16 protein-coding genes are annotated in these 16,562 nt (G+C 66.1%); 3 read left to right on the forward strand and 13 right to left on the reverse strand.

The annotated features are described in order from the left end of the window. Positions 1–4: 4 nt before the first annotated feature. The 8 genes from phnY to LFL96_RS21740 form a co-directional block, all read right to left on the reverse strand. On the reverse strand, positions 5–1,456 hold the full coding sequence (gene phnY, locus LFL96_RS21705; RefSeq protein WP_281002755.1) for a phosphonoacetaldehyde dehydrogenase: 1,452 nt from the start codon (positions 1,454–1,456) through the stop codon (positions 5–7). Then, the gene (gene phnA / locus LFL96_RS21710; RefSeq protein ID WP_281002756.1) at positions 1,453–2,775 is read right to left on the reverse strand and encodes a phosphonoacetate hydrolase; all 1,323 of its coding nucleotides are present in this window, start codon (positions 2,773–2,775) and stop codon (positions 1,453–1,455) included. Before phnA ends, phnY begins: the two co-directional genes overlap by 4 nt. Positions 2,776–2,852: 77 nt before the next feature. After that, positions 2,853–3,596 carry a phosphonate utilization associated transcriptional regulator gene (locus tag LFL96_RS21715; protein WP_281002757.1) on the reverse strand — a complete coding sequence of 248 codons (744 nt, stop codon included), beginning with the start codon at positions 3,594–3,596 and terminating at the stop codon, positions 2,853–2,855. 84 nt (positions 3,597–3,680) lie between these two features. After that, positions 3,681–4,544, reverse strand: coding sequence for a 2-aminoethylphosphonate ABC transport system, membrane component PhnV (gene phnV, locus LFL96_RS21720; RefSeq protein ID WP_281002758.1), 864 nt, complete (start codon positions 4,542–4,544; stop codon positions 3,681–3,683). Beyond that, positions 4,534–5,490, reverse strand: a complete 957-nt coding sequence (locus tag LFL96_RS21725) for a 2-aminoethylphosphonate ABC transporter permease subunit (RefSeq protein ID WP_281002759.1) — start codon at positions 5,488–5,490, stop codon at positions 4,534–4,536. The genes phnV and LFL96_RS21725 overlap by 11 nt, the downstream gene beginning before the upstream one ends. Beyond that, entirely contained in the window at positions 5,468–6,568 is a 1,101-nt protein-coding gene (gene phnT / locus LFL96_RS21730) for a 2-aminoethylphosphonate ABC transport system ATP-binding subunit PhnT (protein ID WP_281002760.1), read from the reverse strand. The genes LFL96_RS21725 and phnT overlap by 23 nt, the downstream gene beginning before the upstream one ends. 129 nt (positions 6,569–6,697) lie before the next feature. Further along, on the reverse strand, positions 6,698–7,789 hold the full coding sequence (phnS, locus tag LFL96_RS21735) for a 2-aminoethylphosphonate ABC transporter substrate-binding protein (RefSeq protein WP_281002761.1): 1,092 nt from the start codon (positions 7,787–7,789) through the stop codon (positions 6,698–6,700). A 592-nt stretch (positions 7,790–8,381) separates the two neighbouring features. Further along, a complete protein-coding gene (locus LFL96_RS21740; protein ID WP_281002762.1) occupies positions 8,382–9,137 on the reverse strand; it encodes a DeoR/GlpR family DNA-binding transcription regulator in 756 nt (251 codons plus the stop codon). Positions 9,138–9,318: 181 nt separating this feature from the next. Between LFL96_RS21740 and LFL96_RS21745 the strand changes: the two genes are divergently transcribed. Together LFL96_RS21745 and LFL96_RS21750 are read left to right on the forward strand one after the other, a co-directional pair. After that, a complete protein-coding gene (locus LFL96_RS21745; RefSeq protein ID WP_281002763.1) occupies positions 9,319–10,878 on the forward strand; it encodes an AarF/UbiB family protein in 1,560 nt (519 codons plus the stop codon). A 194-nt stretch (positions 10,879–11,072) separates the two neighbouring features. After that, on the forward strand, positions 11,073–11,945 hold the full coding sequence (locus LFL96_RS21750) for a DMT family transporter (protein WP_281002764.1): 873 nt from the start codon (positions 11,073–11,075) through the stop codon (positions 11,943–11,945). Between the two features lie 17 nt (positions 11,946–11,962). On the opposite strand, the gene LFL96_RS21755 is transcribed toward LFL96_RS21750, so the two are convergent. Further along, positions 11,963–13,069: a L,D-transpeptidase gene (locus LFL96_RS21755; RefSeq protein WP_281002765.1), complete on the reverse strand. Its 1,107-nt coding sequence runs from the start codon at positions 13,067–13,069 to the stop codon at positions 11,963–11,965. Positions 13,070–13,537: 468 nt separating this feature from the next. Between LFL96_RS21755 and nadE the strand changes: the two genes are divergently transcribed. Continuing rightward, positions 13,538–14,398, forward strand: a complete 861-nt coding sequence (nadE, locus tag LFL96_RS21760) for an ammonia-dependent NAD(+) synthetase (RefSeq protein ID WP_281002766.1) — start codon at positions 13,538–13,540, stop codon at positions 14,396–14,398. Between the two features lie 195 nt (positions 14,399–14,593). Here the strand turns inward: nadE and LFL96_RS21765 are convergent, their stop codons facing one another. The 4 genes from LFL96_RS21765 to LFL96_RS21780 form a co-directional block, all read right to left on the reverse strand. Next, positions 14,594–14,860 carry an RNA-binding protein gene (locus tag LFL96_RS21765; RefSeq protein ID WP_281002767.1) on the reverse strand — a complete coding sequence of 89 codons (267 nt, stop codon included), beginning with the start codon at positions 14,858–14,860 and terminating at the stop codon, positions 14,594–14,596. A 5-nt stretch (positions 14,861–14,865) separates the two neighbouring features. After that, positions 14,866–15,024: a hypothetical protein gene (locus tag LFL96_RS21770; protein WP_281002768.1), complete on the reverse strand. Its 159-nt coding sequence runs from the start codon at positions 15,022–15,024 to the stop codon at positions 14,866–14,868. A gap of 294 nt (positions 15,025–15,318) precedes the next feature. Next, positions 15,319–15,669 carry a hypothetical protein gene (locus tag LFL96_RS21775; protein WP_281002769.1) on the reverse strand — a complete coding sequence of 117 codons (351 nt, stop codon included), beginning with the start codon at positions 15,667–15,669 and terminating at the stop codon, positions 15,319–15,321. 187 nt (positions 15,670–15,856) lie between these two features. Beyond that, complete coding sequence (locus tag LFL96_RS21780; protein WP_281002770.1) at positions 15,857–16,510, reverse strand: hypothetical protein; 654 nt, start codon at positions 16,508–16,510, stop codon at positions 15,857–15,859. Positions 16,511–16,562 lie beyond the last annotated feature (52 nt).

Raw genomic sequence — 16,562 nt, forward strand, 5'->3', positions numbered from 1 at the left:
GCTTCTACTCCCACGGTAATGAAAAGGTCTTCAGATTGGTGAAGCTCTTCATCGCTTCCTGCACGCCTTCCTTGTAGCCCAGTCCCGAATCCTTGATGCCGCCGAACGGCGTCAGTTCGATCCGGTAACCGGGCACTTCCCACACGTTGACGGTGCCGACGCGCAATTCGTTGATGAAGCGCGTGATCGCGTCCTGCCGGTTCGTGCACACGCCTGACGACAAACCGAACGGCGTCCCGTTGCTGATGCGGATGGCGTCGTCGAGCGTATCGAATGCGATGATCGGCGACACGGGGCCGAAGGTTTCCTCGCGTACCAGCGTCATCGACGGATCGACGTTGTCGAGCACGGTCGGCGCATACAACGCGCCGTTACGCTGATTGCCGATCCGCAGACGCGCACCGCGCGCAAGCGCTTCGTTCACGCGCGCCTCGAACAGCTGCGCGGCGGCGATGTCGATCACGGTGCCCATCTGGTTCGACGCATCGAACGGATCGCCGTACGACCATGCCCGCGTTTTCTCCACCACGAGATCGGTGAATTCCGCGGCGACGCTCTTTTGCACCAGCATTCGCTTGACCGCCGTGCAGCGTTGCCCGGAATTCTTGTACGAGCCCTGCACCGCGAGCGTCGCGGCGCGTTCGAGGTCGGCGTCTTCGAGCACGATCAGCGGATCGTTGCCGCCTAGTTCGAGTACGACGCGCCGGTATGCCGCTTTCGCCGCGATGTACTTGCCGATCGCCACGCCGCCCGTGAACGTGACGAGATCGGCCAGCGGATGCGTGATCAGTTCGTCGGCGATTTCGCGCGGATCGCCGGTCAGCACCTGCAGCATCGGCGTGGGCAAACCTGCTTCGTACAACACGTCGGCAAGATAGAAGGCGGACAACGGCACCTTTTCCGACGGCTTCAATATCACGCGATTATTGGTCGCGATAGCCGGCGCGATCTTGTGCGCGACCTGGTTCATCGGGTGATTGAACGGCGTGATCGCGACGATCACGCCGGCCAGCGGCTCGCGCTGCGAAAACACGCGTCGCGTTTTGCCGTGCGGCGTCAGATCGCAGGAGAAGCTTTGACCGTCGTCACGCAAGGCTTCGATCGACGCGAATTTGAGCACGTCGGCAACGCGGCCGATTTCATAGCGCGAGTCCTGCTTCGACAAACCCGATTCGAGCGATATCAGATCCGACGCCGCCTCGGCGCGCTCGCGCAGCAGCGCGGCCGCGCGTTCGAGAATCTGCGAGCGTTCGTAACGGGTGAGCTTCGCGTCGTAGGCGGCGGCGTAGTCGAATGCGGCGCGCACGTCGTCGATGCTGGCCAGCGGGACCGTCCCGACGCGCGTTCCGGTGAACGGGTCGAGCACGTCGAGCGTGCGCGGGCGCGACGCGCGCTCGCCTTTAAGTCGTAGCGCTTCCGCGCGAAACGCCGGATGGTCCCGCAGCGTCGCGTTCATGATGCCGCCACGCGATTCAATGCGATGTCGAAGATATCGAAGTTGCGCAACCGCTTTACGCTGGCCGCAACGGTCGCGCCATCGCCGCCCGACCCCGCCTCCACGCGACGATTGAACAGCAACGGCACCTCCTGCTCCGAGATCCCGCCATGCGAACGCAACGGCACGGTCAACCCCGACAGATCGTGTTCCGCGCGCCGCGTGCCGAGCACGACATGCTTCGTGCCGATCACGACGACATCGCCGACGCGATCGTTCGGCAGCTCGAAGCGCTCGCACGCGGTGCGGTTATCGAGCACGGCCTCGACGCCCTGCAAGCGGCCGATCCGCGCGATCACCTGCGCGACGTCGACATCGCGCGGCAGATAGATCGTCGCGAACGAACCGAGCGCGCCGTGATGCACGACGTACGGATCGGTGATCGGCAGAATCACGCGGGCTCTCTTTTCGCCGAGCCAGTCGTCCAGCACGTCCTGCAGATAGATCACGTTCGGCTCGCCGCTCGCCGGATCGTGCTTGGCGTTCATGCCGTGATCGGCGGTCAGGCCAATCACCCAGCCGAGTGCATCGAGCTGCGCGAGGTAGCGGTCCATCATCGCGTAGAACGCGTTCGCGCCTTCGGTGCCGGGCGCCCATTTGTGCTGGATGTAGTCGGTGGTCGACAGATACATCAGATCGAGCTTGCGCGTCTGGGCGAGCCGCACGCCGGCCGCGAACACGAATTCGGACAGCCCGGCGCTGTACACGTCCGGCACGGGAAGACCGACGAGATCGAGCACGCCGGCGATACCGTTTTCCTCGAGCGTGACCTTGTCGGCCTTCTCCGCCGAAAAGCAGATGCCTTCGAGCTGCCAGCCGAGCAATCGGCGCAGCTTGTCTTTCGCGGTGACGACCGCGACCGCCGCGCCGGCCTGTGCGGCGGCGGCCAGCAGCGTGCCCGCGCGCAGATACGCGGGGTCGTTCATCATCACCTCCGCGCCCGCGCCGTCGTTCGCGTCCGGGTCCCAGAAGTAGTTGCCGCAGATGCCATGCACCGACGGCGGCACGCCGCATACGATCGACAGGTTATTCGGGTTGGTGAACGACGGAATCACGCAGTCGGCCCTGAACGCCGAGCCGCCCGCGAGCATGCTGCCGATGAACGGCGCGACGCCGGCCGCGACCGCGGCTTCGAGGTAATCGAACTCGCAGCCGTCGACGCAGATCACGACGGTCGGCTGTGCGGGCAACCGGTAGCGGCGGCCGTTGACGTCGATCGTGCGTGCGCTTGCGTTCGGGTTTGCGTCTGCCGTGGTTGCCGGAGTTGCCGTGGTTGCCATCGTTACCGTCCCTGCGCGCGCATCACGCGCGCTGTAATCAAACCGTTGCCGGACTTCAATCCCGCTTCAAATCAACTTCAATCGCCCGACGCCGCCACCCGGGCCACATCGAACGACACCACCGCTTCATCCAGCGCCTCGCACGCCGCATGCGCGCGTTGCTGCCCGCCCGTCACATGCGCATGCATCAACGCGGCGGCCTGCTCGGCATCGCGCGAGGCCAGCGCCGTCAGAATCGCGCGGTGCTCGGCAAGCGAGCGCTCCATCGCGTCCTCATGCACCACCAGCGCAGCGCGGCGAAACAGACTCAACTCGCTGACCAGCCGGCGATACGTCTCATACAGCTTCACGTTGCCCGACGCCGCCACCAACGCATCGTGAAACGCGACGTTGGCGCGCGCGTACGCGTCGTGATCGCGCGCATCGAGCGCCGCGCGCATCGCGTCGAGCCAGTCGCGCAACACCGCGAGCTTCGCCGCGTCGATACGCGCCGCCAGCATCCGGCACGCCGCTTCTTCCAGCACCGCGCGAACCGCGTAAATCTCGTCCGCCTCGGCCAGCGACACGGTCCGCACGAACACGCCGCGATTCTTCTCGGTGCGCACCAGTCCGGCCTGCTCCAACGCGCGAAACGCCTCGCGCACCGGCCCGCGCGACACCTGCAGACGCGCGGCCCAATCGGCTTCGTTGAGCTTGTCGCCCGGCGCCAGCGCACCTTCGACGATGTGCCGTTCGATCTCGTCGCGCACCAGCGTGGTCAGCGAATGCCTGCGCACGACCTCGATCGGATCGACTGAAGAGGTTTGCATATATTCGGTCATTTTGACAAATTTTGCCACATCGATATGAACCGGCGTGCCGCGACGGTAGACCGCCCAGGCATACGAAAGGGGTTCGTCAGCCGGTCAATCCGTCCGGCGACGCGGCACGCGCGCGGCGATCAACAACAGCGCCGCCAGCGACACGAGCAGCAGAATCAGCGACAACGCGGACGCCGGCAGGTAATAGCCCCGCTCCACCTGACCGACGACGACGATCGGCACGGTCGCGAACCCCGGCGGATACACGGTCAAGGTGGCGCCGAGTTCGCCGAGCGAGAGCGCGAAACCGAGCGCGAGACTCGCGCGGATCGCGGGCACGAGTTGCGGCAGCACGACGCGGCGCAACACCATCGACGGCGGCGCACCGAGGCTCGCGGCCGCCTCGCGCAGAATCGTCAGCTCGGGACGCAGCGCGGCGGCCGCGCAGCGATAGCAGAACGGCAGCACCAGCGCGAGCTGCACGAACACGACGATCGCCGCCGAGCTGGACAGATCGAGCGGCCGCTTGTGATACGCGATCAGCACCGCGAGCCCGAGCACCACGCTCGGCACGCCGTTGGGCATCATCGCGATGGTGTCGACGATGGCGCCGAGGCCGCGGCGGTCGCGTCCTTCGAGCGCCAGCGCGAGCCACAGCCCGAGAATCGTGCCGAGCACCGCGACGCCCATGCCGATTTCGAGGCTGGTGGTCAGCGCGTCGAAGTCGCTCGAACCGAGGCGCTCGAACCAGCGCATGCTGAAGCCATCGGGCAGGATCGTGCCGGACCAGTGCGCGGCCACGCTCGACAACGCGACCACCAGCACGGGCAACACGAACAGCCAGAAACACAGCAGCGCGGCAAAGCCGAGAAAGAGGCCGCCCAGCATGCGCGCGAGCAGACTGCGGCGCACCGGCCGCGCTTTCTTGTGCATGACCGGCAGAACGGTCGGGTCGAGTTCAACGGCCATGGCCCGCTCCTTTCACCTTGCGACGGTTGACCTGGCGGTACAACGCGTACAGCGACAAAGACATGATCAGCATCACGACCGCGCCGGCGGCGGCGGTCGGCAGATCGAGATCGACGGTGGCGGAGCTGTAGATCGCCACCGGCAGCGTGATCAGATGCGCGCTGCCGAGCACGAGCAGAATGCCGAACTCGTTGAGCGTCAGCAGGAAACACAGGATCGTGCCGGCCGCGATACCCGGCCACGCGAGCGGCAGGATCACCTTGAGCGCGACCATCCAGCCGCCCGCGCCGAGACTGCGCGCGGCTTCGATCAGGCGCATGTCGAGCGTGGCGAACGAGGCCAGCGTCGGACGCACGACGAACGGCGCGTAGAACACCACTTCGGCGAGAATCACGCCGCCCACGCCGAACAGAAAGTCGAGCGGCGGCGCCTGCAGATGAAACAGCTTCTGCAAGCCGATGCTGACCGAACCCTGCGAGCCGTACAGAAAGATCAGCGTGAACGCGACGAGAAACGACGGGAACGCGACGAACAGTTCGAGAAAACGCGTCACCATGCGCGCGCCGGGAAACGGCTTGAAGAACAGCAGCGCGGCGAGCGCCACGCCGAGCAGCGACGCGAGTCCGGCGCTCGCGAACAGGATCCACAGCGTGGTGCCGATCACGCCGCGCGTCTCCGGATTGCCGAAGAACTGCGCGTAGGCCTGCACGCTCAGGCCGTGCGCGCCGGTCAGGCTCAACAGCACGAGACGCACGAGCGGGTAGATCACCAGCGGACCGAGCACCACCACCGCGATGAAGAGCAGATGCCATTGCGCCGCGCGCTCGCGCCGCTTCACGGCCGCCGTGTGGGCGGCGGCGCTTGCCTGACGGCGCGCGGCGGCGGCATCGGCGGCGGCTGCCGCGGCGAGCGAACCGGGCGTATCAGGGGTGGATAAGGACGACATCGTCAGCCTCGTAACGCAGGGAAACACGCGCGCCCTTCTCCGGCATCATGCCGTGGCCGCGCTGCATATGGACCAGCACCGGTTCGTTCGGCATCGCGTCGAGCGTCACCGAAACCGACAACACCGCGCCATACCATTCGACCGAGGCGATCGCGCCGTGCAGCTGGCCTTCGCCGAGCGGCACGATGCGCAGCGCTTCCGGCCGCAGGCAGGCGACGCGCTCGCGCTCGTTGTAGCGCACGTCGCCCATGCCGAAGGCGACCTGCGGCGGCAGCAGATTGGCCGCGCCGAGATAGCGCGCGACGAAACCGTCGTTCGGCGTGTCGTACAGCTGTTGCGGCGTGCCGAGCTGCGCGATGCGGCCTTCGCGCATCAGCAGCGTGCGGTCGGACAGCACCAGCGCGTCGTCCTGATCGTGCGTGACGCAGACGATCGTCAGATTCGGCAGGCGCTCGTGCAGCGCCTTCAGTTCGGAACGCACCGACGCGCGCAGATTGGCGTCGAGCGCGGAGAGGGGTTCGTCGAGCAGCAGCACGTCGGGCTCGATCACCAGCGCGCGGGCCAGCGCCACCCGCTGCTGCATGCCGCCCGACAGTTGCGCGGGCATCACGTGACCGGCGTCGCCGAGTTGCACGAGCTTCAAGGCGTCGGCGACACGGCGCGCGACGTCCTTGGCCGGCGTGCGGCGCGCACGCAGTCCGAACGCGACGTTGTCGAACACCGACAGATGCGGAAACAGCGCATAGCTCTGGAACAGCAGGCCGAGATTGCGCTTGTGCGGCGGCACGTGGGTGAGATCGTGACCGGCCACGGTCAACGTGCCCGACAGTCCGTCCGCTTCGATAAAACCGGCGATGAAACGCAGCAACGTGGTCTTGCCGCAACCGCTGCGGCCCAGCACGGTCAGCAATTCGCCGCGCTGAATGGTCAACGACAGATCGTCGAGCACCGTGCGCGAGCCGAAGCGCACCGTCAGATGGTCGATCTGCACGCCGCCCGGCGTGTTCGAACGCGCGGCGTCGAGCGCGTCCGGTGAGGCGCCGAGCGCGCCTGGGTGAGCAAGACTGGCCGTATTCACCGGGTTCATCCTCCAACTAAATGAATGCTGACGCGGCACCCCCGGAAAGCCGGAGGCGCCGCCTGATTCCTGATTCGACTACTTCAACTTCACGACTTCCACCGTTCCGTTCGTCCGAACGGCACAGGCTTACTTCGGTTTGACGACTTCGATCTGCTTGCCCGACGAACCGATCACGTCGTTCTTCCAGCGCGCCGTCCAGTCGGCCTTCTTCGCCATCACCTGGTTCCAGTCCACCGGAATCAGCTTCACGCCGGCGATCGCCTGCTTGACCGCTTCGCCGTTCTTGCCGGCGAGCGGTACGTCGGTACGGCCCGGAATGCCGAAGATGTCCGGCACCTTGGCCTGCACTTCCGTCGACATCAGATAGTCGATCAGCTTCTTGCCTTCCGCCTGGTTCGGGCCGTTCTTGATCAGACCGATCGCGTACGGCAGCTGGAACGTGGTCGGCTGGCCGCCGGCCGATGCCGCGAGGAACACCGGCTTGAGCGACAGACCGCCGTTGGCGGCGTCGTCGAGGTCCATCTGCAGATCGCCGTTGGCGACCGCGATTTCGTTGCGCGACAGCAGGACGTCGAGGTAGCCCGTGCCCTTGGTGTGGAACTTGGCGCTGTTTTCGAGCTTCTTCAGATAGTCGAACGCCTTGTCTTCACCCATCAGCGACGAGGTCAGGATGATCACGGCCATGCCGTCGCCGGCGGTGGCCGGGTTCGAGTAGGCGATCTTGCCGCTGTAGTCCGGGTGCAGCAGGTCGGCGAAGGTCTTCGGCTGGTTCTTCGTGACGTCCGGGTTGATCGCGAACGAGAAGTAGTTGTTCACGAAGGTCGCCCACGCGCCGTTCGACGCCTTGGCGATGGCCGGCACGTTCTTGTAATTGGCCGATTGATACGCCTGCAGCAGGCCGCTCTGGTCGGCTTGCTGGATGAACGGCGGCAGCGTGACGAGCACGTCGGCCTTCGGCTGATCCTTCTCGATGGTGGCGCGGTTCACCACTTCGCCGCTACCGGCCGTGACGATGTTGACCTTCACGCCTTCCTTCTTCTCGAAGGCGGGCAACACGTCCTTGTAAAGGTTTTCGAGGCCGTCGGCGGTGTACAGGACCACGGCATCGGCTGCGTGAGCCTGCATGGCCATGCCGCCGAACGCTGCCGCGGCGACCAGCGCCGGCAGCAGTTTGCGCGCGAGACCGGCGGTGGCGTGAAGGGAATTCGTCTTTGTCATGTCGCTCTCTCCGAAAGGCAGAAAAACCAGACGGTCGGGATATCCCGATACCTGTTGTGATTGAACGGCGGTAGCGCCGCGCCGCATGCGTATTGCCCGCAGCCAGTTGCCGTGCCGGTCCATGCTGGTTCGTGCGATGCGGCGTCTGTACGCATCACTTCACACGGATTGCAGATTGCCGACAACTTTGCCGCTTCTTCCCCAGCCTGACTTACAGCTCACCTACGACACTCGTGCTGCGCGGCCATGCCTGAAAGGGCACGGCAAGGATTACAGGTTTCCGTGACAACGCCATGACGATTCTGGTGAATTCCAAAAAATTACACAATTCGCCAAAAATAGCCAAACCGTTTTTTTGCTTGCGGGGGATGAAGGGTGGCGTTGGGGTGTGAGATGTGGGATGGGCCGGGTTGCGCGTTTGTCGGCACGTTTGTCGACGCGTTTGTCGGCACGTTTGCCGGCGCGTTTGTCGGCGCGTTCGCGCTCGCCTGCACGGGGACGCGCGAGCGAACCCGATGCAGGCGGGAGCAGAAACCGCCCTTGCGCGCCCTCGCCCTCGCCCGTGCGGCCGCTCTTGCGGCTCGTGCTTTTATCAGGCGATCAGTATTTCCGGCCCATGTGCGGCGATCGCCTTGCCGAGCGCGCGCTCCGGCGCCAGCTCGGTGACCAGATAACGGGCCGACTCGATTCCGTTGATGCGAACCGGCGTCACGCGCCCGAACTTCGAATGGTCGGCGACGATCACCACCGTGTCGGCCGCGGCGATCATGCGGCTGCGCACTTCGGCGGCCATGCGGCTGTAGTCGGTCAGGTAGCCGTCGGGTGAAATCCCGCCCGCGCCGATGAACGCGAAGTCCGCGTGGTACTGGGTGAGCTGATGCACGGTGTCGAGGCCGAAGGTGGCGTCCTCGATATCCGACAGCTCGCCGCCCAGCAGCGTGACGCGATTGTCGTTGCGGCGGCCGAGCAGCAGCGCGATGCGCCAGTCGTTCGTGTACACCGTGAGCCGGTGGCGGTCCAGCAGCGCGCGTGCCACCGCCTGCGTGGTGCTGCCCGAGTCGATGATCAGCGAAGCGCCGTCCGGCACGAACTCCGCCGCGCGCTCGCCGATCGCGCGCTTCGCGCCGGCGTTGGCGGCCTCGCGCGTATCGAGATCGGGCTCGCGCCGGTCGCTCGACAGCGCGCCGCCATGGGTGGTGACGAGCAGACCGCGCCCGGCCAGCGCGTTCAGGTCGCGGCGGATGGTTTCGCGCGACACGTTCAGCTCACGCACCAGTTCCGCGACCGAAAGCGCGCCGGTTTTGGCGACTTGCGCCAGGATGTATTGATGACGTTGTTCTGCGAGCATCGAATGAGGGCCGGGGGCCGGCAGGCTGGGGTTCGCTATGTTTGGCAAGGGCCGGCGTATTGTATTACGCGAGGCGCGGCGATGCGCCAATCGGCGCGCCGACCTGCTAACCTGATCGTTTTCTGGCGCGGGGCGCGAGCGGGTGTGCGTCGCGCGCCTTCGCCCACCCGCCGATCGACCGATGCCGCCACTGTTTCGCCGCCTACTGCTGTTGTTCCACGCGCTGCGCTACGGCGCGCGTCTGCTCTGGCTCGCCGCGCCGGCCGACCACAAGCTGCACTGGCTGATCGAGATGGCCGGCCGTCTGCGCGCTTCGGGCAACGGCGGCGCGAATCTGCACGGCGTGCTGCCGGCGCTCGGCCCGCTCGCCAGCAACTTCGCGCGAACGCTCGCCGACCATCCCGAACTCGCCAGCGGCACCTTGCACGATGCGCTCGACGCCATCGACCACATGGAAGCCCCGCTACCGCCCGCGGCCTCCGAGGCGGCGCTCGCACGCGCGTTCGGCCGTCCACTGGCCACGCTGTTCAGCGCCGTCGATCTCGTGCCGGTGCGCGGCGGCTTCGCCGAGCAGACGCATTTCGCGCGGCTGCTGACGCCGGTCAACGGACACTACGAGGTCGCGATCAAGCTGGTGCGCGCCGGGCAACTGCAACAGATCGGCGACGAACTCGCGCTGCTGCGCTGGGTCGCGCGCTGGCTGGAGAAACTATCGGCGAGCGCGCGCCGCCTGCAACTGCGCCATCTCGCGCAAAGCTTCACCGATGAAATCCAGCGCCGCTTCGATCTGCGCGCCGAGGCCGCCAATCTGAGCCAGACAGGCCATCACTTCGACGACGACAAACGCATCGTCGTGCCGGACGTGATCTGGGATCTCTGCACGAACCACACGCTGACGATGCAGCGCATCAACACCCTGCCGGCGAGCGACCTGCCCGGCCTGCATGCGCATCGCGTCAAGCTCGCGCCGCTGGCCGCGCATATCGTCGAGGTGACCACCGAGCAGGCGTTCGAGCATGGCTTCTTTCACGCGACGCTCGACGCGCGGCGGGTGCGCGTGAGCATCGAACCCGATACGCTGGGACGCCTCGTGCTGGCGGAGTTTTCGATCATGTCGAGTCTGTCCACCGGCGAGCGCGAGTTCTTCGTGCACGGCGCGACCGCGCTGTTCGACCAGGACTACGGACGGCTCGCCGAGCTGCATCGCGAGGCGGGCCACGTGCCGCACGACACGCGTTCGGAAATGCTCGAAGCCGAATTGCGCACGCGCGCCGAAGCGCATTTCGCGGCGGCGCCGGAAGACCGCTCGGCGGGCTCGCTGTTTCATCATCTGCTGCATGCGGTGCATCCGTTCGACGGCGCGGTGCCGGGCCGTCTCGCCACTGCCCAGCGTTCGTTCCACCAGGCGGAGATGCTGGCGCGGGCGCTGCATCCGGGCGTCGATACATGGAATATCGCGCGCGGCGTGCTGGCGGATATCGCGCGGCGCGACCTCGATCATCGCGGCTGGATCAAGCGGCTGTCGCGCGAGTTGCCGCATCTCGCGCATATGTTGCCGCGCGTGCCGCAACTGGCCGTGCGTTATCTGCAGCATGAACACGACCGGGCGCGCACGCCGCGGCAGAACGCGGAACTGATGGCGGATATCGGCCGGGAGTATCGGCGCACGCGGATGCTGTTGTGGGCGTGCGCGCTGTGCGGCGGTGTGCTGGGCGCGGGGACGGTTTTGTTGATGTGGTGAGGTGCGTAAAGCGCTGACGCACGGCGACTGCCGGTGGCTGGTGCCTGGTGCTGGTGAAAACGCTTACGCGATGAAGTTTCGATACGCGCGGTCACGTTCACACCCGATTGCAGCTTCGAACAAGACACGGCCTCGGTATCGCGACAAGATGGCGGTTTTCCATTGCCCTTGCGCCTCTTTCACCGCTACCGCCGATGCTCGTATCGTCAATCGCCGCTCTTTTCGTCGTGTTGTGGTCGACCGGGTTCGTGGTCGCCCGCGCGATCACCCCGTATGCCGATCCCAATCTCTTTCTGCTCGCGCGCTTCGGCGGCACCGCGCTGATCTTCGCGCTCGCGGCGCTCGTCGCGCGTGCCGCCTGGCCGCGCGGCCTTGACCTCGGCAAGCATCTGCTGGCAGGTGCCTTACTGCAAGGCGTCTATCTCGGCGCGGGTTATTGGGCCGTCGCACAAGGACTGAGCGCGGGCGTGATGGCCCTGCTCGGCGCGCTGCAACCGCTCGCGACCGCCGCCGTCGCGGCGCCGCTGTTCGGCGAGCGATTGTCGCGGCGCGGCTGGACCGGCATGGCGCTCGGGCTCGCCGGCGTGGTGCTGGTGCTGGCGCCGAAGCTGAATTCGGTGGCGGCGCCCGCTGCCCACGGCCATGCGCCGGCATGGCTGGTCGTATGCATTTCGATCGTCGCGGTCGGCGCGATCACGGCGGGCACGCTGTTTCAGAAGACGTCGCTGGCCAAAGCCGATATCCGCAGCGCGAGCGCCGTGCAGAACTTCGGCGCGGCGATGGTCGCGGCGCTGCTCGCGTTGGCGCTGGGCGAACATCGCTGGGTTGCGTCACCGGCGCTGTGGACGTCGCTGGCCTGGGGGATCGTGATGCTGTCGGGCATCAGCGTGACGCTGCTCGTATGGATGGTCCGGCGCGGCGACGCGGCGCGCGCCACCGCGCTGATGTTTCTCGCGCCGCCGCTTGCCGCGCTCGAAGGCTACGTTGGCTTCGGCGAAACGTTGCTGCCGGTGCAGATCGCGGGATTCGGCGTGGCGCTGGTGGGAGTGTTGCTCGCGCGTTCGTGATGGCCCGACAATCTGTCTCAATCCGCGGTGTCCGCCGCGGCGGGCACCTTCGCGCGTGCCTTGCCGCCCGGCAACGGCGCCCACGCGGGCCGGCTCTTGCGCGCCGAATCCACCACGACGATGTAACGCCCGGCCCACGGCGTCACCTGCCGGTCGCTCTTCAACACCCACAACGACTTGCCCGACGCCACCAGCGCGGCGTACTCGGCATCGAGAATGCCGTAGTGATCGAGGAAGGTATTGAGCGACGCGGGAATCCGCACGCAGCCCTTCGAGTGGCGGATGCCGAGCACGGGTTCGAGCCGGTCGGGATCGGTGGCGTGCATCTGGAAGCGCATCTGCGACACGCCGCCCTTGCCCCAGCCTCGTTCGCCCTGCGCCCAGCCGAGATCGAAGATGCGCATGTCGCGTTTGCCGTAGCCGCGAATGTGGTTTTCGTTCTGCGTGCCCTCGGAGCGGAAATCCATGTTCGCCGGCGTGTGGGCGAATACGCCGAGCGGCGTGATGAAGTGATCGTACTCGCCGGGACGGCCGGTGGAGACCGGCGACGCGCCGATCATCCGCCACGCGTCGGCGGGTGTCGCGCGGAAGTAGATGAAGAGCGCCTGCACGTTCGCGTTGCGATCGACCAGCACGACGTACTCGTTCGACAGATCGCCGAGCTTGTTGTCGGCCAGCGCGGCTTGCAGACGATCGCCGTATGCACGCTGATCGGCGGCGGGCACGTTCAGACGGCGCGTGACGTCCTTGGCGAACTGGCCGCGTAGCGATAACGCGCGATGCGGGTCGATCGTGCGGGCGGCGTCGAGCGAGGCGACGGCGGGGGTCGATGCGGATGGAGGCGCGGACGCGGTGGGTGCCGGCACAGCAGAGGCGGAGGCGGAAGCAGGTGCCGGTGCGAACGCCGCGGAGGCGGATGCCGAAGCAGGTGCCGATGTGAACGCCGCGGAGGCGGGTCTCGCGGACGAAGCCAACGGCGAAGGCCCAGCCGCAGCCATCGGCGACGATGCAGGCGCCGACGAAGATGCAACGGACGCCACAGCCGCAGTCGGCGCACTCGCCACACTCGCCGCCATCGCGGCACTACACGACAACGCGCACGCGGCACCTAAAGCGACGCTCATCGCATGCGTGACTCGCCGCAAGGACCGGACGCCATCGCTCGCTTGCGCAACAGAAGCAACCGCGGAAAAAACGGGAACAGCAGAGGAGATTGATTCGGACATACCCATCACATCATTGACTTCGCGCCGATGCGCCACACTTGCAGCGATCCGGAGATCGAAGCCAGCCTGGCCCGGCCGATTAAGGTAGTTCATCGCGTATTTGAGCAAACCTGCTTATTATTGACTGCTCGCCGGCTCAGCGGCGTTCCGGGAACGGGGATGTTACTGAGCCCGTCGCGATCTGTCGATGAAGCTTCGACCACACCGTCGATGGATCGTGCGGTCGGCGCGTCATCGATTCGAAAACCACGCGCAGGCAACTCACTGCGCCCGTCTTCCCGACACACGAGCGTTGCAACACCAACGTCAACACCAACACCAACACCGACCTTACTGCGCACGCGCGCGAGGGAGCACATCAGCATCATGACGCAACAGGATCCAGTCGCACGCCAGACCGCCATCGCCGCGGAAATGCACATGAGCGCCGAGTTCGACGCGGCGCGCGAAATCGAGCGCCGGGTCACGTTTCTCGCCGACTATCTGCGCGCCAGCGGCCTGAAGACCTACGTACTCGGCATCAGCGGCGGCGTCGATTCGACCACGGCGGGGCGGCTCGCTCAACTCGCGGTCGAGCGTCTACGGGCCGGCCAGTACGATGCCCGTTTCGTCGCGGTCCGCCTGCCCTACGGCGAACAGAAGGACGAAGCGGATGCGCAGCAGGCGTTGCGCTTCATCCGCGCGGACGAAAACGTCGCCATCGACATCAAGCCCGCCGCCGACGCGATGCTGGCCGCGCTGCATCACAGCGGCGTGCCGTTCCGCGACGACGCGCAGCAGGATTTCGTGCACGGCAACATCAAGGCGCGGCAGCGCATGATCGCGCAATACGCGGTGGCTGGCGCACGCGCCGGCGTGGTGATCGGCACCGACCACGCGGCGGAATCGTTGATGGGCTTTTTCACCAAGTTCGGCGATGGCGGCGCCGACATTCTGCCGCTCGCCGGTTTGAACAAGCGTCGCGTGCGCGCGGTGGCCAAGGCGCTCGGTGCGCCGGAAGCGCTGGCGCACAAGGTGCCGACCGCCGACCTCGAAATGTTGCGGCCGCAACGGCCCGACGAGGACGCGTACGGCATTCCCTACGACGACATCGACGACTTTCTGGAAGGCAAGCCGGTGAGCGACGCGGCGCGTGGAGTGATCCTGGGTTTCTACGAGGCGACGCGCCACAAGCGGGCTTTGCCTTATACGCCGTTCGACTGGCCCGTGAAGGCCGCCGAAGAATAAAGCGAAGTGGTGAGTGGCAAAAGCTGACGGCCCGCGCGTGCGATGCACGCTGCGGGCCGTCTAACTCGATGATGACAAGACCGGTCGAACGACGGCTTCGGTGATTAGCAGTTAGACGTAAAGTTGATTAGCGTCGAAAGCTGCAACGGCTCCCTGCCGCCACCGTCGAGCACATCAGCGCTCAGCGGGCCAACCTCACTGCGCCGCCGGCGGCTCCTCGCCGAACAGATCCGCGCTCGCCTCGAGCGCCTGCCCGCCCAACTGCTTGCCGTGTATCTGCCGCGCGATCACATCGCCGACATACGGCACGTTCGCATCCAGTTCGACGGCGGCGTACGCGGACGGTTTGCCCGCATCGACCACGTCGATATGTTTCGCGTAATGCCCGAGTTCGCGTTCGAGGAAGGCCCGCACCTCGTCGGCGCTGCACGACTCCGCGATATTGCGCACGATGAGATTCATAGGGTCTACCCTCGACGCGCGCCGCGAACGGCATCGCGATGGGCGGTGCGCACACGCACGGGACGCAGCGCCGCACGTTGCTTCGCCTGCGCGGCGGCGAGTTCGCGGATCAACGCGGCGCCCGCGATACCCAAGGCGGTCAGTGACAGATAGAAGGCAATCATTCAAATCTCCCCTGCGGATTTCGTCCTGTTTTCAGGATACCCATGATCGACAACGAATGCGATGCGACACGGTGTCGTCGACGGCACGCTTAAAAGACCGGCGTCAAGGCACTGTACCGAATAAGCCGGAACGACGACAGCGAAACGGGCATTCTGTCGGCGGCGCCGAACCCGGCACGCGTCACGCGCAATCGGCGGAACGCGTGCAGCATCACGCAAAAACCGGGCCGCGCCCGCATCGCACGGCATCCTGCGGGGGACGTACGCAACGCGCGGACTGATCGCGGGGGTCGATCAGTCCGCTGCTTGCACGTTCGCGGCGCTCACCCACCACGCGTTCTTGCCGTGCGGCACATGAACCAGCACCGCCGACGGATCGTCCACGCCATCGTCCGCGACTTCACAGACCGCGAGGCCATCGGGTAAATGCTTCACTTCGCCGGCTTCCTGAAACAGCGCGACACGTTGTGCGCTCAGCGGCCGCAACTGGCGATAGACGTCGAAGCTGATGGCGGCGGGCACGTCGCCGCGAATGTGCAGCGCATCGGCTTTACCGCACGGCATGGCTTCGGCGGCCAACGCGGCGGCGCTGCCGAACAGGCAGCAGACGGTCAGGGCCGCGGCGGCGATACGTGAATGGATCATGAGGAAACTCCGGAAAAAAATGGATAAAGCAACGCCGCGGCGAGACACGACGGCGCGATGAAAAATGAACCTGCTCTGATTCGATCCGACGCAAGCGCACGCTGCACCGGCAACAGAGCCGCAGCAAGCGTAGCGCCCGTGAACGCGAGATGGCGCTGCTTAAGGCCCAACGTTTAACGCTTTACGCTTAAGGCGCCCCATCCCGCGCAACACCGCGACCACCGCTTTCGCCAGTCGCGACATCGAGCCGGCTGACATCGCACGACGTTTGACTGAAGCCGGCGTACACCACCGACCAGTTGCCGATAATCGCCGCCTGAGCTTCCGCCAGACTCATCTTGCCCTCGCACACGCAGCGCTTGAGCATCACCGCCGCGCGCGCCTTGCGGCGTTCGCCCTGCTTACCCGCCCATGGCAGAAGATCGAGATTGGCGGGCGCGTTCGGCGAACCGCCGAGCACGATCGGCACACGCCGGTCGATCGCAAACGCGGCGCCGCTGTCGGCACCGATGCCGCGTTCGACGAGCAGCCGGTCCTTATGCGCCATCAGTTCGTCGAATGGCGGCGCCACGGTGTCAGCGTAACCAGGACGACAGATCGTTTCGTTGATGGATTGTTGCGTGACACGCTCGTCGAGCATGCCGGCATCCTGCGCGTGCGCCTCGCCGACGCGCAGCGCAAGCGCGATCGTGAAGCCGAGCAGCAGCGCGTTGCGCGCCCGGCCGCTGGAGCGCGACGCGCAGCCCCAGCGAGCGAACGCCGGAGAAGCCAACTGGGTTTTACCGCCATCCGGCTCGCCGCGTGTGGGCGAGCAACGCCTGTGTGCAATGCCTGCGTTCATTGGTCGGCGCACCGGTAGCGGCGCGCAATAGTTCAATTCGCGGACCAATTAG

It is taken from the genome of Paraburkholderia sp. D15 (genome assembly GCF_029910215.1).
In the GTDB taxonomy this organism is placed as follows: Bacteria; Pseudomonadota; Gammaproteobacteria; order Burkholderiales; family Burkholderiaceae; genus Paraburkholderia.

Excerpts from the sequence above, each read along its gene's own strand:
- LFL96_RS21755 (WP_281002765.1), bottom strand. The coding sequence starts at position 13,069 with ATGAGCGTCGCTTTAGGTGCCGCGTGCGCGTTGTCGTGTAGTGCCGCG.
- LFL96_RS21775 (WP_281002769.1), bottom strand. The coding sequence starts at position 15,669 with ATGATCCATTCACGTATCGCCGCCGCGGCCCTGACCGTCTGCTGCCTG.
- LFL96_RS21745 (WP_281002763.1), top strand. The coding sequence starts at position 9,319 with ATGCCGCCACTGTTTCGCCGCCTACTGCTGTTGTTCCACGCGCTGCGC.
- LFL96_RS21740 (WP_281002762.1), bottom strand. The coding sequence starts at position 9,137 with ATGCTCGCAGAACAACGTCATCAATACATCCTGGCGCAAGTCGCCAAA.
- phnS (WP_281002761.1), bottom strand. The coding sequence starts at position 7,789 with ATGACAAAGACGAATTCCCTTCACGCCACCGCCGGTCTCGCGCGCAAA.
- LFL96_RS21780 (WP_281002770.1), bottom strand. The coding sequence starts at position 16,510 with ATGAACGCAGGCATTGCACACAGGCGTTGCTCGCCCACACGCGGCGAG.
- LFL96_RS21725 (WP_281002759.1), bottom strand. The coding sequence starts at position 5,490 with ATGTCGTCCTTATCCACCCCTGATACGCCCGGTTCGCTCGCCGCGGCA.
- LFL96_RS21765 (WP_281002767.1), bottom strand. The coding sequence starts at position 14,860 with ATGAATCTCATCGTGCGCAATATCGCGGAGTCGTGCAGCGCCGACGAG.
- phnV (WP_281002758.1), bottom strand. The coding sequence starts at position 4,544 with ATGGCCGTTGAACTCGACCCGACCGTTCTGCCGGTCATGCACAAGAAA.
- LFL96_RS21750 (WP_281002764.1), top strand. The coding sequence starts at position 11,073 with ATGCTCGTATCGTCAATCGCCGCTCTTTTCGTCGTGTTGTGGTCGACC.
- nadE (WP_281002766.1), top strand. The coding sequence starts at position 13,538 with ATGACGCAACAGGATCCAGTCGCACGCCAGACCGCCATCGCCGCGGAA.
- LFL96_RS21770 (WP_281002768.1), bottom strand. The coding sequence starts at position 15,024 with ATGATTGCCTTCTATCTGTCACTGACCGCCTTGGGTATCGCGGGCGCC.
- phnA (WP_281002756.1), bottom strand. The coding sequence starts at position 2,775 with ATGGCAACCACGGCAACTCCGGCAACCACGGCAGACGCAAACCCGAAC.
- phnY (WP_281002755.1), bottom strand. The coding sequence starts at position 1,456 with ATGAACGCGACGCTGCGGGACCATCCGGCGTTTCGCGCGGAAGCGCTA.
- LFL96_RS21715 (WP_281002757.1), bottom strand. The coding sequence starts at position 3,596 with ATGACCGAATATATGCAAACCTCTTCAGTCGATCCGATCGAGGTCGTG.